The sequence below is a fragment of the Klebsiella sp. K-Nf6 genome (assembly GCF_002806655.1).
Classification (GTDB): Bacteria; Pseudomonadota; Gammaproteobacteria; order Enterobacterales; family Enterobacteriaceae; genus Klebsiella; species Klebsiella variicola.
In genome coordinates this window covers 79,824-94,770 of record NZ_PIBN01000011.1, presented here as the reverse complement: position 1 = coordinate 94,770, position 14,947 = coordinate 79,824, and the positions used below count along the sequence as shown (strand labels likewise).

12 protein-coding genes are annotated in these 14,947 nt (G+C 58.4%); 7 read left to right on the top strand and 5 right to left on the bottom strand.

The window, feature by feature from the left end:
* Nucleotides 1–61: 61 nt before the first annotated feature.
* The 5 genes from CWM61_RS18465 to CWM61_RS18445 form a co-directional block, all read right to left on the bottom strand.
* A complete protein-coding gene (locus CWM61_RS18465; protein ID WP_100631686.1) occupies nt 62–1,195 on the bottom strand; it encodes an ABC transporter permease in 1,134 nt (377 codons plus the stop codon).
* On the bottom strand, nt 1,185–2,924 hold the full coding sequence (locus CWM61_RS18460; RefSeq protein ID WP_100631685.1) for an ATP-binding cassette domain-containing protein: 1,740 nt from the start codon (nt 2,922–2,924) through the stop codon (nt 1,185–1,187). The genes CWM61_RS18465 and CWM61_RS18460 overlap by 11 nt, the downstream gene beginning before the upstream one ends.
* Nucleotides 2,917–3,912 (bottom strand): secretion protein HlyD, encoded by a 996-nt coding sequence (hlyD, locus tag CWM61_RS18455; protein WP_100631684.1) that lies wholly within the window; start codon nt 3,910–3,912, stop codon nt 2,917–2,919. Before hlyD ends, CWM61_RS18460 begins: the two co-directional genes overlap by 8 nt.
* Entirely contained in the window at nt 3,912–4,571 is a 660-nt protein-coding gene (gene cecR / locus CWM61_RS18450; RefSeq protein ID WP_061155260.1) for a transcriptional regulator CecR, read from the bottom strand. Before cecR ends, hlyD begins: the two co-directional genes overlap by 1 nt.
* A gap of 73 nt (nt 4,572–4,644) precedes the next feature.
* On the bottom strand, nt 4,645–5,568 hold the full coding sequence (locus CWM61_RS18445) for a LysR substrate-binding domain-containing protein (protein WP_074386479.1): 924 nt from the start codon (nt 5,566–5,568) through the stop codon (nt 4,645–4,647).
* A 418-nt stretch (nt 5,569–5,986) separates the two neighbouring features.
* Between CWM61_RS18445 and CWM61_RS18440 the strand changes: the two genes are divergently transcribed.
* The 7 genes from CWM61_RS18440 to ybiB all read left to right on the top strand — a co-directional run bounded on the left by CWM61_RS18440 (nt 5,987) and on the right by ybiB (nt 14,883).
* Complete coding sequence (locus tag CWM61_RS18440) at nt 5,987–7,318, top strand: MFS transporter (RefSeq protein ID WP_074386478.1); 1,332 nt, start codon at nt 5,987–5,989, stop codon at nt 7,316–7,318.
* A gap of 50 nt (nt 7,319–7,368) precedes the next feature.
* Entirely contained in the window at nt 7,369–8,118 is a 750-nt protein-coding gene (locus CWM61_RS18435; RefSeq protein WP_074386477.1) for an SDR family NAD(P)-dependent oxidoreductase, read from the top strand.
* Between the two features lie 13 nt (nt 8,119–8,131).
* Nucleotides 8,132–8,977 carry a transketolase gene (locus CWM61_RS18430; RefSeq protein ID WP_074386476.1) on the top strand — a complete coding sequence of 282 codons (846 nt, stop codon included), beginning with the start codon at nt 8,132–8,134 and terminating at the stop codon, nt 8,975–8,977.
* Nucleotides 8,977–9,969, top strand: a complete 993-nt coding sequence (locus CWM61_RS18425; protein ID WP_061155255.1) for a transketolase family protein — start codon at nt 8,977–8,979, stop codon at nt 9,967–9,969. Before CWM61_RS18430 ends, CWM61_RS18425 begins: the two co-directional genes overlap by 1 nt.
* Nucleotides 9,970–10,185: 216 nt before the next feature.
* The gene (rhlE, locus tag CWM61_RS18420; protein WP_008805766.1) at nt 10,186–11,541 is read left to right on the top strand and encodes an ATP-dependent RNA helicase RhlE; all 1,356 of its coding nucleotides are present in this window, start codon (nt 10,186–10,188) and stop codon (nt 11,539–11,541) included.
* Nucleotides 11,542–11,728: 187 nt separating this feature from the next.
* Nucleotides 11,729–13,885, top strand: coding sequence for an ATP-dependent DNA helicase DinG (dinG, locus tag CWM61_RS18415; protein WP_074386474.1), 2,157 nt, complete (start codon nt 11,729–11,731; stop codon nt 13,883–13,885).
* Between the two features lie 29 nt (nt 13,886–13,914).
* Nucleotides 13,915–14,883 carry a DNA-binding protein YbiB gene (gene ybiB / locus CWM61_RS18410; protein WP_074386473.1) on the top strand — a complete coding sequence of 323 codons (969 nt, stop codon included), beginning with the start codon at nt 13,915–13,917 and terminating at the stop codon, nt 14,881–14,883.
* Nucleotides 14,884–14,947 lie beyond the last annotated feature (64 nt).

Below are 14,947 nucleotides of genomic sequence, written 5' to 3'. Positions count from 1 at the left end.
ACCGTATAATCGATGTTGGTTAAACCGTAGGCCCGGTCAGCGCAGCGCCACCGGGCAAAACCTAATCCAGACGCCGTTTGGTTTTCAACCACGTCAGGCCGATAAACATCACCGCCGACGCAATCAAAAACAGCACATTCACCAGCAGCACCACCGGAATATTGCCCGCCAGAAACAGGCTTTGCAGGGTGTTGACGAAATAGCGCGCCGGGATCACGTAGGTCACCGCGCGGATCACCGCCGGCATACTGTCTATCTGGAAAATAAACCCGGACAGCATAATCGACGGTAAAAACGCGGCATTCAGCGCCACCTGCGCGGCGTTAAACTGGTTGCGGGTAATGGTTGAGATCAGCAGCCCCATCCCCAGGGTGCTGAGCAAAAACAGACTGGTGATGACAAACAGAATCAGCAGCGAACCGCGATAGGGCACGCCGAGAATAAATACCGACACCAGCATACACAGCAGCATCGCCAGCATGCCGAGGAAATAGTAGGGAATGAGCTTGCACAGCAGCAGTTCGGCGCGGGTGATCTCCGTCGACAGTAGCGCCTCCATGGTGCCGCGCTCCCATTCGCGTGCCACCACCAGCGAGGTCAGGATCGCGCCGACCACGGTCATGATGATGGTGATCGCCCCGGGGATAATAAAGTGCTGGCTAATAGCCGCCGGGTTAAACCAGTAGCGCATCTGCACGTCGATCAGCGGCTCAAAGGTCTCACCGCGGTCTTCCGCCCGCTGCTGCTGCCAGATCTGCCAGATACCTTCCACATAGCCCTGGGCGAAGTTGGCGGTGTTGGGCTCGCTGCCGTCGGTGATGAGCTGCAGCGGCGCGGTGGCGCCAGCGCGGGCCATCTGGCGGTCAAAGTCGACGGGAATGACCACCATGGCGCGGATGCGCCCGGCCTGCATCATTTGAATCAGCTGCTGGCGATTATCGCTGACCGTGGCGTCGATATAGGGCGAGCCGGTCATGGTATGGACAAAATCCAGCGCCTCTTCGCTCTGTTGCTCCAGCAATACACCGACCCGCAGTTTGCTGGAATCGAGGTTAATGCCATAGCCGAAGATAAACAGCAGGAGTAGCGGGATCACCACCGCAATCAGCCAACTACTGGGATCGCGGACGATCTGCCGGGTCTCTTTCACGCACAGGGCGCGGACCCGTCGCCACGAAAGAACGCTACTGCTCATGGCCGTGCTCCTTATCCCATTGGTTAATCAGGGTAATAAACGCCTGCTCCATGGTGGGATCTTTCTGGCTATCATTCGCCGCCTGGGCCTTCAGCGCGTCCGGGGTCCCGCTGGCGATAAGCTTACCGTGATAGACCAGCCCGATGCGGTCGCAATATTCCGCCTCATCCATAAAGTGGGTGGTGACCATCACCGTCACCCCTTTATCGACCATGCTGTTGATATGCAGCCAGAACTCACGGCGGGTGAGGGGATCGACGCCGGAGGTCGGTTCATCGAGAAACAGAATATCGGGCTCATGCATCAGCGAGCAGGCCAGCGCCAGCCGCTGCTTGTAGCCGAGCGGCAGCTCGTCGGCGGCGTGACGGGCGATATTTTTCAGGCCAAAGGCATCGCTCATCCGGGCTATTTTTTCATTTTGCGCCCGGCCGCGCAGGCCATAGACGCCGGAGAAAAAGCGCAGGTTCTGCTCGACGCTGAGGTTGCCGTACAGCGAAAATTTTTGCGCCATATAGCCCAGATGCTGGCGCGCCTTGCCAGAGCTGACCTTAAGATCCATCCCCAGCACCAGCGCTTTGCCGGAGGTGGGCACCAGCAGGCCGCACATCATTTTGAAGGTGGTGGATTTCCCGGCGCCGTTGGGGCCGAGCAGACCGAAAATTTCACCACGCTTAACCTGGAAATCGACGTGGTCGGTAGCGGCGAAATCACCAAATTTTTTCGTTAACGACTGCGCCTCAATGACCGTTTCGTCTTTGCTGCCGTCAACGCGATGGATAATCGCTCCCAACGGCGACTCAGCGGTCCCGGCGCCGCCGAGCAGATCGATAAACGCATCTTCAAAGCGCGGCGCCGTCTCCGCCACCTGTAGCGGCGGCATGTCGCCATGCTGCTGGACCTCCTCAATGCGGGCGTCTTTTTTCAGGATCAGGCGCACCGACTTGCCCTGGATCACGCCATCGCTAATTTGCGGCAGCTTCAGCGCCCGCTGCAGCAGGCGGCGGTTGTTTTCCTGTGGGCTGGAGACGAGGAAACTGCGTCCGGCCATGGTTTGCGTTAGCGCCGTCGGCTCACCCTGGTAGAGCAGTTTGCCTTCGTTCATCAGCAACACGTCGCGGCATTGTTCCGCTTCATCGAGATAGGAGGTGCTCCACAGGATCAGCATGCCGTCGCCAGCCAGCTCGTGCACCATCTGCCACAGTTCGCGGCGCGAGATAGGGTCGACGCCGACGCCGGGCTCATCCAGCAGCAGTACTTTCGGGTCGCCCACCAGGGTACAGGCGAGTCCCAGCTTTTGCTTCATGCCGCCGGAAAGCTTGCCTGCCAGCCGTTCGGTGAACGGGCCAAGGGAGGTGAATTCCAGCAGGCGGTCGAAAATGTTCTTCCGCGCCTCGCCGGTGACGCTGCGCAGGTCGGCGTACAGGGTCAGGTTTTCCATCACCGTCAGATCTTCATACAGGCCGAACTTCTGCGGCATATAGCCGAGCACCGCGTGCAGGGCGCTGTCGTCTTTTAGCGGGTCGAAGCCGATCACGCTGGCGCGGCCCTCATCAGGTTTAAGCAAACCGGCCAGCATTCGCATCAGGGTGGTTTTCCCCGCGCCATCGGGGCCCACCAGCCCTGTGACGTAGCCGGCGCGGATCGTGCAGGTCAGCGGCGCCACCGCTGGCCTGTCCATACCGGGAAAACGACGGCTCAGGTCATTTAAGGTGATGACATCCTCACTCATGTCCGTTCCCGTTGTTAAAGGAGACGGTCACCGGCATCCCCTGGCGCAGCGCGCCGTCGGCATCGGTCACCACAATACGCAGACGATAAACGAGGTCGGTACGCAGATCCGGCGTTTCCACGGTCTTCGGCGTAAATTCAGCGCTTGGCGAGACAAAGCCGATTTTACCGTGATAGGGCTTGTCCGGCCGGCCGTCGGTATACAGCAGCACTTCGCGTCCCGGCTGCGCCTGACCAAGGTTTTTCTCGTCAACATAGGCGCGGACCCACACCGGATGGGTTAACGACAGCGTCAGCACCGTGCCGCCGGCGTTGAGCATGGTGCCGGGCTCGACGGCGCGGGTCATCAGCGTACCGTCGGAAGGGGCGATGAGCACGGTATCGCGCAGGTCCAGTTTAGCCTGGGCCAGCGCCGCCTGCGCCTGTTCCAGACTGGCTTTGGCCTGCGCAATCTCCTGCGGGCGGTTACCGGCGCGGTACTGACGCAGTTTGTCCTGCGCCGATTTTAAGGTCGCCTGTGCCTGATCGCGTGAAGAACGGGCGTTTTCGAGGTCGTTGGCGGATATCGCGCTGCTGGCGCGCAGCCCGAGCTGGCGTTGATAAAAGTTTTGCGCATAGTCGTAAGCGGCCTGCGCCTGATTTACCGCCGCAGCGGCCTGGGCAATCTCTTCCGAGCGGTAGCCGGCCATCATCAGGTCATACTGCGCCTGGGCAGTGGAGACGTTAGCCTCGGCCTGCTGCAGGGCATTTTCATACGGCGCGCGATCAAGCTCGCCGAGCGTTTGCCCGGCGCGGATGCTGTCGCCTTCGTCGACGGTCAGCGAAGCCAGTCTGCCGCCGACGCGGAAGCTCATGTTGACGGTGCGGATATCGACATTGCCATACAGGGTCAGCGGCTGCTGCCGGCTGCTCTGGTACCACCACCAGCCGCCGCCCAGCGCGGCGAGAAGAATCACGATCAGCAGAATGACGACGACGGGTTTTTTCATCAGCCCAAACTCCTTTGCGATAACCCATGCAGAATGAAATCGATATGACAGGTAATGACCTCGAAAATCTGTTCGGTCTTTTGCGCGTCAAACTGCGTCCAGCCGGTGCGCAGCAGGATGGTTTCACGCCCAAGACGGAAAGCCAGCACCTCGCCCAGCAGGGCATGGGTGTGGAGGATCATTTGCGTATCACCGGCATCGCGGCCTGTCCAGGCGGCAATCAGCCGGGTGAGATAGTGGTGCAGGGGGGCAATCACCTGCTGGTGGATCAGATGGTAGGCGGCGGTCGGCGCCAGCTGCTCACGGGAAATGAATTTGCTTAAGTTGACCGTATCATCCTGGGTCAGCAGCAGGATCATGTTGTGGCAGGCATTGAGAATGAGGGCGCGAATTGCCTGGCGATCCGGCGACTCTCCGGCGAGCAGGGCCTCCGCCGCTTCGGCCTGTGGGCGAAAATTGTCGCCGATAAAATCGGCGATCCATTGGGCACAGGCGAGATATAAGTCGTCTTTCGAGCCAAAATAATAGGTGATAGCGGCGATATTCTGCCCGGCCTGGGCGGCGATATCGCGGGTGGTGGCATGCTGGCCATACTCGCCAAACTGGGCGATAGCGGCCGCGATAAGCTGATTTTTTGCCTGTTCGCCTTTACTGGTCATCGCGCTCTGTAAAAGTTAATCAATCGATTGATTAACTTTAGGCCCCAATCGACAGTTTGTCTACCGGCCTGGATCAAATATGAAAACCCTCCTCTTTCAGCTCCCCGGCGACCCAGGCGAAGAAGCGCTGGACCTTCTCCTTCTGTTCATTGGCATGGGGGAGAACGAAGTGGTGCGCGCCGACCGGCATACTCCGCTCGTCGTCAAATACCGGCGTCAGCTGCCCCTGACGCACGTGCCCGCCGGCCAGCAGATTGCTTTCAAGGATCACCCCCATCCCCATTCTGGCCGCCTCGATGCTCATGTACGACCGGTCGAAATTAAAGATGAAGTTTTTATGCCAGCCGCGGACCTTGTGCCACGACAGCCAACTGCTCCAGTTAATTAAGGTGCTGTCGGAGTGGATCAGATCGCAGGCCAGCAGATCTTCCACCGCATGCACAGGATGGCTGGCTAAATAAGACGCTGCGCTGTAGGGCAGGACGCACTCATTTTTAATGGTTCTGACCAGCAGCGTTGGCCACTGTGATAGCCCGTGACGAATATCGATATCAATATTATCCCGGGAGAACTGGATGCTTTCGTATGAACAGGTCAGGCTGATTTTTAGCGCCGGCCACGCCTGGCGAAATTTATCCAGGCGAGGCATCAGCCACAGCAGGCCGAAACTCGGCGCCGAGTGAATACGTAAATAATCCTGATGGATATCGTTGATCACCTGGCTGGTGGCCTGGCCAATCATATTCAGCGCCCCGGAGACCTCTTTGAGATATTTTTCTCCCACCGCCGTTAACATGACGCCTTTACTGCTGCGGGAGAACAGTTTTTTTCCCAGAAAGTGCTCCAGGCTGGCTATCTGGTGGCTGACCGCCGAGGCGGTAATATTGAGATTCTCTGCGGCCAGGTTGAGGCTGCCGGTAGCGGCGACTTCAATAAAGGCCTGGATATTGCGTAAAGAGGGCATCGGCAAATTTTTATTGGGCAGCGGTTGACTCATGGCAGCATCCTGGGCAGGGCGTTTCTAAAAGAAAATAGCGAACAGCGTGGCGCAGTCGTGATAGCCAGCATAGAGAAAAGGGAAAAATGATTTTAATTTGTGATGGACTTAACAATTTATCTCGTTAAAAGAGTGCGTGTCAGTAAACGCTAAAAATTTGCGGGAAGTCACTAACTCAATTTTTCTCAATCATAATTGAGGTTTTTTGAATACCGTTTCATTTTGGGGTTGTTATATTCCTCTCACAGGCCTGATCACAAACGGCGATGCATTGAGATCGCCATTATAAAACACCTAACCACCTGTTTAGCTGAGCGAAAAGATATTTATCTCTTGCTGCTGTATGGAAAGTGAAAACGCGGTGATCCGAAGCGGCAACGGGCAGCGAAGTGGATGAGGTATAAGATGAGGAAACCCTATGTCACGTATAGATACACTAGTCTGTACTGACGCCAGGAAAACAAAATATCGTTTCGTGGTTTTGACGATGATTTTCCTGGTGTATGCCATCAATTACGCCGATAGAACCAATATTGGCGCGGTACTGCCGTTTATCATTGATGAGTTTCATATCAATAATTTTGAAGCTGGGGCCATTGCCAGTATGTTTTTCCTCGGCTATGCGGTAAGCCAGATCCCGGCCGGCTTTTTCATCGCCAAACGCGGTACCCGGGGACTGGTTTCGCTGTCCATTTTCGGCTTCTCCGCCTTTACCTGGCTGATGGGCACGGTGAGCTCCGTGTTTGGCCTGAAGCTGGTGCGGCTGGGACTGGGGCTGAGCGAAGGGCCTTGCCCGGTGGGGCTGGCTTCCACCATAAATAACTGGTTTCCACCAAAAGAGAAAGCGACGGCAACGGGTGTTTATATCGCGGCGACCATGTTTGCGCCGATTATTGTCCCGCCGCTGGCGGTGTGGATTGCGGTGACCTGGGGCTGGCGGTGGGTCTTTTTCTCCTTTGCGATACCCGGGATCGTGGCGGCGATTGCGTGGTATCTGCTGGTTAAATCCAAACCTTCAGAGAGCGGATTTGTTTCACAAGGCGAACTCGAAGAGATTAATGCCGGGCGTGAACGCCATAATAACGGCGTACGCGAGAATATATTAATTGCCGATCGCTTCACCTGGCTGGATAAAATTATTCGGGTGAAAAAGATGGCGCCTATTGATACTGCGAAAGGCTTATTTACCTCAAAGAATATTCTGGGTGACTGTCTGGCGTATTTTATGATGGTTAGCGTGCTGTACGGATTATTAACCTGGATCCCGCTGTATTTAGTGAAAGAGCGCGGTTTTGATGTGATGAGTATGGGCTTCGTGGCCAGTATGCCGTGCATCGGCGGCTTTATTGGCGCGATCGGCGGTGGATGGATTTCGGACAAATTATTAGGCCGCCGGCGTAAACCCACCATGATGTTCACTGCGGTGTCAACCGTGGTCATGATGTTAGTGATGCTGAATATCCCGACGAGCACCCTGGCGGTCTGTATTGGATTATTCTTTGTCGGTTTCTGTTTGAATATCGGTTGGCCAGCTTTTACCGCTTACGGCATGGCTGTATCGGACAGCAAAACCTATCCGATCGCTTCTTCCATTATTAATAGCGGTGGCAACCTCGGCGGATTTGTGGCCCCGATGGCGGCCGGCTACTTACTTGACCAGACGGGCAGTTTTAATTCTGTATTTACCTATTTTGGTATCTGCGCCGCCATTGGCTTGGTGGTGATTCTTTTCCTCGATGAACCACAATAACGGAAATATATCCTGTTAATTAATATGACGTAATGTCATGGAGTGAAACTATGTTATTAAAAGATAAAGTCGCCATTATTACTGGCGCGGCCTCCGCACGCGGTTTGGGCTTTGCCACCGCGAAATTATTCGCCGACAACGGCGCGAAAGTGGTCATTATCGACCTCAATGGTGAAGCCAGCAAAACCGCGGCGGCGGCATTAGGCGAAGGCCATCTCGGCCTGGCGGCGAACGTCGCTGATGAAGTGCAGGTACAGGCGGCCATCGAACAAATTCTGGCGAAATATGGCCGGGTTGATGTGCTGGTGAATAACGCAGGGATTACCCAACCGCTGAAGCTGATGGATATCAAGCGCGCCAATTATGACACAGTGCTCGATGTCAGCCTGCGCGGCACGCTGCTGATGTCGCAGGCGGTTATTCCCACCATGCGGGCACAAAAATCCGGCAGCATTGTCTGCATCTCGTCCGTTTCCGCCCAGCGCGGCGGCGGTATCTTCGGCGGCCCGCACTACAGCGCGGCAAAAGCCGGGGTGCTGGGTCTGGCGCGGGCGATGGCGCGCGAGCTTGGCCCGGATAACGTCCGCGTTAACTGCATTACCCCGGGGCTGATTCAGACCGACATTACCGCCGGCAAGCTGACTGACGATATGACGGCCAACATTCTTGCCGGGATCCCGATGAACCGCCTCGGCGACGCGGTAGACATCGCGCGTGCCGCGCTGTTCCTCGGCAGCGACCTCTCTTCCTACTCCACCGGTATCACCCTGGACGTTAACGGCGGCATGTTAATTCACTAAGCGAGGCAAACAGATGAAGATGACCGAATCACAAAAAGTCGCCGCGGCGGCATGGCGTATTCGCCGTTACGCCCTGCAAATGGGGGAAGTACAGGGGCAGGGCTATATCGGCCAGGCGCTGGGCTATGCCGATGTGCTGGCCACCGCCTTCAGCCACGCCATGACCTATCGCCCGGAAGATCCCGAGTGGGAGGGGCGCGATCGCTTCCTGCTATCTCATGGCCATTACGCTATCGCTTATTATGCCGCGCTGCTGGAGGCAGGCATTATCCCGGAAGCCGAGCTGGAAACTTACGGTTCCGACGACAGCCGCCTGCCGATGTCCGGCATGGCGACCTACACCCCAGGCATGGAGATGTCCGGCGGTTCGCTGGGACAGGGGCTGTCCATTGCCGTCGGCATGGCGCTTGGGCTGCGGCAGAAACAGAGCACGGCCTGGGTCTACAACTCCATGTCCGATGGGGAGCTGGACGAAGGGTCGACCTGGGAAGCAGCGATGTCGGCGGCTCACTATGGCCTGACCAATCTGATTAACCTGGTCGACGTCAACAAACAGCAGGCGGACGGCGATTCGCGCAAAATCCTCGGCTTCGAGCCGCTGCATGAGAAATGGGCCGCCTTCGGCTGGTACGTACAGCGCGTGGACGGTAACGATCTGCCGGCGGTGATGGCTGCCTTTGACAACGCGAAAAATCACTCCGCTAACCAGCCGCGGGTCATTTTATGCGACACGCTGATGGGCAAAGGGGTGCCGTTCCTCGAAACCCGCGATAAAAACCATTTTATTCGCGTCGATGCCGACGAATGGCAAAAAGCGATTGCGGTGCTGGACGCTAACAAACCGGAAGGAGTGCTGTAATGAGCCAGAGTCAACCCCGTTTAAAAACGTCGGCGATGATCGCCTCGATTGCTGATGAAGGCCAGGCGACTGTCTCTGCGCCTTTCGGTGTCGCGCTGTCAAAACTGGCGGCGCAGCGCCCGGAAATCGTCGGCATGACCGCGGACCTGTCAAAATATACCGATCTGCATATTTTCGCCCAGGCCTTCCCGGATCGTTTTTTCCAGATGGGCATGGCCGAGCAGCTGCTGATGGCGGCGGCGGGGGGGATGGCGAAGGAGGGGTTTATTCCTTTCGCCACCACCTATGCTGCCTTCGCCACCCGTCGCGCCTATGATTTTATTCATCAGGTCATCGCCGAAGAGCATCTGAACGTGAAGATCTGCGCGGCGCTGCCGGGCCTGACAACCGGCTACGGGCCTAGCCATCAGGCCACGGAAGATCTGGCGATTATGCGCGGTATCCCCGGCATGGTCATCGTCGATCCTTGCGATGCGCTGGAGATAGAGCAGGCGGTACCGGCCATTGCCGATCACCAGGGGCCGGTATATATGCGTCTGCTGCGCGGTAAGGTGCCGCTGGTGCTGGATAAATACGACTATCAGTTCGAACTGGGCAAAGCGAAGCTGCTGGAGGACGGCAACGATGTGCTGATCATCTCCTCCGGGTTGATGACCATGCGCGCGCTGGAGGCGGTTGAAAAGCTGCGGGCTGATAACATCAGCGTGGCGGTCCTGCACGTGCCAACCATCAAACCGCTGGATGAAAAAGCGATTATTGAACAGGCGTCGAAGCCGGGTCGTCTGGTGGTGACTGCGGAAAACCACACCGCGGTCGGCGGGCTAGGGGAGGCGGTGGCCGCGCTGTTGATGCGTAAGGGGGTGCGCTGTGAGCTGGATATCGTTGGGCTCCCTGACGCGTTCCTGTTAGCCGGCGCGCTGCCGACCCTCCACGATCGTTACGGTATTTCCACCGCGAAGATCGTTGAAAAAATCAAGTATCGTTTGCGTTAATCGTTCTGCGATGACACACCAGGCCGCTGAGCGCACTCAGTGGCCTTCTTCCCCCCGCCAGACAAGCGCGGCATTCTTTTGGCAGATTTTATGCGGCCTGTCACAAAATCTGCTAGAATGCGCCCCTTCATGGCATTGTGGTTTTTGCCATCTCTTATCGCAATAATCTCCCTGAAAACTACGCCCTTCACCGGGCCGGGGCGGTTCGGAGTTGTTATGTCTTTTGATTCCCTTGGCCTGAATCCCGATATCCTGCGCGCTGTCGCTGAGCAGGGCTACGTTGAGCCGACCCCTATCCAACAGCAGGCTATCCCGGCGGTAATGCAGGGGCGCGATCTGATGGCCAGCGCCCAGACCGGCACCGGTAAGACGGCGGGCTTTACCCTGCCGCTGCTACAGCGTCTGATTGACAAAGAGCCGCACGCAAAAGGCCGCCGCCCGGTGCGCGCGCTGATCCTGACCCCAACCCGTGAGCTGGCGGCGCAGGTGGGCGAGAACGTCCGCGACTACAGCAAATACCTGAATATTCGCTCGCTGGTGGTATTCGGCGGCGTGAGCATCAACCCGCAGATGATGAAGCTGCGTGGTGGCGTCGACATCCTCGTCGCCACCCCGGGCCGTCTGCTGGACCTCGAACATCAGAACGCGGTCAGCCTTGATAGCGTGGAAATCCTCGTGCTGGACGAAGCGGACCGCATGCTGGATATGGGCTTTATCCATGACATTCGTCGCGTACTGGCCAAACTGCCGGCGCGTCGTCAGAACCTGCTGTTCTCGGCGACCTTCTCCGACGAGATCAAGGGCCTGGCCGAGAAACTGCTGCACAACCCGCTGGAAGTGGAAGTGGCGCGTCGCAACACCGCGTCCGAGCAGATCACCCAGCACGTCCATTTCGTTGATAAGAACCGCAAGCGCGAACTGTTGTCGCAGCTGATCGGCGAAGGCAACTGGCAGCAGGTGCTGGTGTTTACCCGCACCAAGCATGGCGCCAACCACCTCGCGGAGCAGCTCAACAAAGACGGCATCCGCAGCGCGGCTATCCATGGCAACAAGAGTCAGGGGGCACGTACCCGCGCGCTGGCCGACTTTAAATCCGGCGGCATTCGCGTGCTGGTGGCGACCGATATCGCCGCCCGTGGTCTGGATATCGAAGAGCTGCCGCACGTGGTGAACTACGAGCTGCCGAACGTGCCGGAAGATTACGTCCACCGTATCGGCCGTACTGGTCGCGCGGCGGCCACCGGCGAAGCCTTATCGCTGGTGTGTGTGGATGAGCATAAGCTGCTGCGCGATATCGAGCGCCTGCTGAAAAAAGAGATCCCGCGCATTGCGATTGCCGGCTATGAGCCGGATCCGTCCATTAAAGCCGAACCTATCCAGAACGGTCGCCAGCAGCGCGGCGGCGGTCGTGGGCAAGGTCAGGGACGCGGTGGCCAGGGTCAGGGACGCAGCGGACAGCCGCGCAGCCAGAACAGCGCCCCGCGCCGTCAGGACGGCGAGGCGCCGAAAGCGCGTACGCAGGACGGCAAACCGCCGCGCCGCCGTCGCCCGCGTAAACCGGCTGGCGAATAACACGCTGATGCCCCGGCCGCGATAACGCGGCCCGGCTCAGGCCCGTCTGTCCGCTACGCGGCGGCGGGCCTTTTTCTTTCCATTACACTATTTGTCGAGCACGCTTCCACACTCAGCAGAAAGCAATACCTCCGGGCGGGCAAAAATGGCACAATAGTGGCTGTTTATACAGTATTCAGGTTTTCTCATGGCTTTGACCGCTGCGCTGAAAGCGCAAATCGCCGCCTGGTATAAGGCGCTTCAGGAACAGATCCCGGACTTTATTCCCCGCCCCCCGCAGCGGCAGATGATCGCCGATGTGGCGAAAACGCTCGCCGGGGAAGAGGGCAGGCATCTGGCTATCGAAGCGCCGACCGGCGTCGGTAAAACGCTGTCATACCTGATCCCGGGCATAGCTATCGCCCGGGAGGAACAAAAAACGCTGGTGGTCAGCACCGCCAACGTCGCCCTGCAGGATCAAATCTACAGTAAAGACCTGCCGCTGCTGCGTAAAATCATTCCCGACCTGCGCTTTACCGCCGCCTTTGGCCGTGGGCGCTACGTTTGCCCGCGTAACCTGACGGCGCTGGCCAGCACCGAGCCGTCACAGCAGGATCTGCTGGCCTTTCTCGATGACGATCTTACCCCGAATAACCAGGCCGAGCAGAAGCTGTGTGCGACCCTGAAGCAGGACCTCGACAGCTACCGCTGGGACGGCCTGCGCGATCATACCGATAAAGCCATCGATGACGCGCTGTGGAGCCGGCTGAGCACCGATAAGGCCAGCTGCCTGAACCGCAACTGCCACTACTATCGCGAGTGCCCGTTCTTTGTGGCGCGGCGGGAAATTCAGGAGGCGGAAGTGGTGGTGGCCAACCATGCGCTGGTGATGGCGGCGATGGAGAGCGAGGCGGTGCTGCCGGAACCGAAAAACCTGCTGTTGGTCCTCGATGAAGGTCATCATCTGCCGGACGTCGCCCGCGACGCGCTGGAGATGAGCGCCGAGATCACCGCCCCCTGGTTTCGCCTGCAGCTGGATCTGTTCTGCAAGCTGGTCGCCACCTGCATGGAGCAGTTTCGTCCGAAAACCACGCCGCCGCTGGCCAATCCGGAGCGGCTCACCGGCCATTGCGAAGAGCTGTTCGAGCTGATTGCGTCGTTGAATAATATTCTCAATCTCTACATGCCCGCCGGTCAGGAAGCGGAGCATCGTTTCCCGATGGGCGAACTGCCGCAGGAGGTGATGGAGATCTGCCAGCGGCTGGCGAAGCTCACCGAGATGCTGCGCGGGCTGGCGGAGCTGTTTCTTAACGATCTCAGCGAAAAGACCGGCAGCCATGACGTGGTGCGCCTGCATCGGGTGCTGCTGCAGATGAACCGCGCCCTTGGCATGTTTGAAAGCCAAAGCAAGCTGTGGCGCCTGGCGTCGCTTGCGCAGTCCTCAGGCGCGCCGGTAACCAAATGGGCGACGCGGGTGGTGCGCGACGGCCAGATCCATGTCTGGTTCCACTGCGTCGGCATCCGCGTCAGCGATCAGCTGGAACGGCTGCTGTGGCGCAGCGTGCCGCATATCGTCGTGACGTCAGCGACGCTGCGTTCTCTGAACAGCTTTTCGCGCCTGCAGGAGATGAGCGGTCTGAAGGAGAAAGCGGGTGACCGCTTCGTGGCGCTGGATTCGCCGTTCAATCACGTGGAGCAGGGGAAAATTATTATTCCTCAAATGCGCTATGAACCGTTGATGGATAACGAAGAGCAGCACATTGCCGAGATGGCGGCCTATTTTCGCCAGCAGGTAGAAAGCAAGAAACATCTCGGGATGCTGGTGCTGTTTGCCAGCGGGCGGGCGATGAACCGCTTCCTGGAGCATGTGACCGATCTGCGCCTGATGCTGCTGGTGCAGGGCGACCAGCCGCGCTATCGGCTGGTGGAGCTGCATCGCAAACGGGTTGAAAACGGCGAGCACAGCGTGCTGGTGGGCCTGCAGTCCTTTGCCGAAGGTCTCGATTTAAAGGGCGATCTGCTAAGCCAGGTGCATATTCATAAAATCGCCTTTCCGCCCATCGACAGCCCGGTGGTGATCACCGAAGGCGAATGGCTGAAAAGCCTCAATCGTTATCCTTTCGAGGTACAGAGTTTGCCCAGCGCCTCCTTTAATCTGATTCAGCAGGTGGGGCGTCTGATCCGTAGCCATCACTGCTGGGGAGAAGTGGTGATTTACGATAAGCGTCTGTTGACCAAAAACTATGGCGCGCGCCTACTGAACGCGTTACCTGTTTTTCCCATAGAGCAGCCGGGCGTCCCGGAGGTTATAGTAAAACGGAAAGCAAAACTGACAGCAAAACAGACAGGCCGCAAACGTCGCTGACACCGGCGCGTGATGCACCAGGGGGAGCCATGGAGTACAGCAAAATTATAAAAGAGGTGGGTCGCGGTAAGAATCATGCCCGCGACCTCGATGAAGAGACCGCCCGCGCGCTCTACGCGCGGATGCTGGACGGCGAGGTGCCGGAGCTGGAGCTGGGGGGAATATTAATCGCCCTGCGCATCAAAGGCGAAGGCGAAGCGGAGATGAAAGGGTTTTACGCGGCGATGCAGCAGCATACGCTGCGCCTGACCCCGCCGGCCGGCAAGCCGATGCCGATTGTCATCCCCAGCTACAACGGCGCGCGCAAGCAGGCGAACCTTACGCCGCTGCTGGCGATGCTCCTGCACAAGCTGGGGTTTCCGGTGGTGGTTCACGGCGTCAGTCACGATCCCACCCGGGTGCTGACCGAGACCATTTTTACCCTGCTGGACATTCCGGCCACCCGGCACGCCGGACAGGCTCAGGCGCAGCTGGAGGGCCATGAACCGGTGTATATCCCGGTGGGAGCCTTCTGTCCGCCGCTGGAGAAACAGCTGGCGATGCGCTGGCGGATGGGCGTGCGCAACAGCGCCCACACCCTGGCCAAGCTGGCTACACCGTTTGGCGAAGCGGAGGCATTGCGTCTCTCCAGCGTGTCGCATCCGGAATATGTTCCCCGGGTGGCGAACTTCTTTCGTGAGACCGGTGGCCGCGCGCTGTTGATGCACGGTACCGAGGGTGAAGTGTACGCCAACCCGCAGCGCTGCCCGCAGATCAGCCTGATCGATGAGCAGGGCGTGCAGGTGCTGTACGAACGCCAGACTGAGACGGCAACGGAGGCGGTGGTCCTGCCGGCCTCGAAAGATCCCGAGGTCACCGCGCGCTGGATCGAGCGCTGCGTCGCCGGCGTCGAACCGGTGCCCCACTCGTTGAAAATTCAGCTTGCCTGCTGTCTGCTGGCCAGCGGGGAGGTCACCACCCTGGAGCAGGGCCTCAGTCGTGTCAACGACTGCTGGTGATCGGATCTGCAGGATAAAAAAAAGCCCGTCCGGTGGCTCGGACGGGCAAGGCAAGGGTATTAAA

Excerpts from the sequence above, each read along its gene's own strand:
- CWM61_RS18440 (WP_074386478.1), top strand. The coding sequence starts at position 5,987 with ATGTCACGTATAGATACACTAGTCTGTACTGACGCCAGGAAAACAAAA.
- CWM61_RS18430 (WP_074386476.1), top strand. The coding sequence starts at position 8,132 with ATGAAGATGACCGAATCACAAAAAGTCGCCGCGGCGGCATGGCGTATT.
- ybiB (WP_074386473.1), top strand. The coding sequence starts at position 13,915 with ATGGAGTACAGCAAAATTATAAAAGAGGTGGGTCGCGGTAAGAATCAT.
- CWM61_RS18425 (WP_061155255.1), top strand. The coding sequence starts at position 8,977 with ATGAGCCAGAGTCAACCCCGTTTAAAAACGTCGGCGATGATCGCCTCG.
- hlyD (WP_100631684.1), bottom strand. The coding sequence starts at position 3,912 with ATGAAAAAACCCGTCGTCGTCATTCTGCTGATCGTGATTCTTCTCGCC.
- CWM61_RS18435 (WP_074386477.1), top strand. The coding sequence starts at position 7,369 with ATGTTATTAAAAGATAAAGTCGCCATTATTACTGGCGCGGCCTCCGCA.
- CWM61_RS18445 (WP_074386479.1), bottom strand. The coding sequence starts at position 5,568 with ATGAGTCAACCGCTGCCCAATAAAAATTTGCCGATGCCCTCTTTACGC.
- rhlE (WP_008805766.1), top strand. The coding sequence starts at position 10,186 with ATGTCTTTTGATTCCCTTGGCCTGAATCCCGATATCCTGCGCGCTGTC.
- dinG (WP_074386474.1), top strand. The coding sequence starts at position 11,729 with ATGGCTTTGACCGCTGCGCTGAAAGCGCAAATCGCCGCCTGGTATAAG.
- CWM61_RS18460 (WP_100631685.1), bottom strand. The coding sequence starts at position 2,924 with ATGAGTGAGGATGTCATCACCTTAAATGACCTGAGCCGTCGTTTTCCC.
- CWM61_RS18465 (WP_100631686.1), bottom strand. The coding sequence starts at position 1,195 with ATGAGCAGTAGCGTTCTTTCGTGGCGACGGGTCCGCGCCCTGTGCGTG.
- cecR (WP_061155260.1), bottom strand. The coding sequence starts at position 4,571 with ATGACCAGTAAAGGCGAACAGGCAAAAAATCAGCTTATCGCGGCCGCT.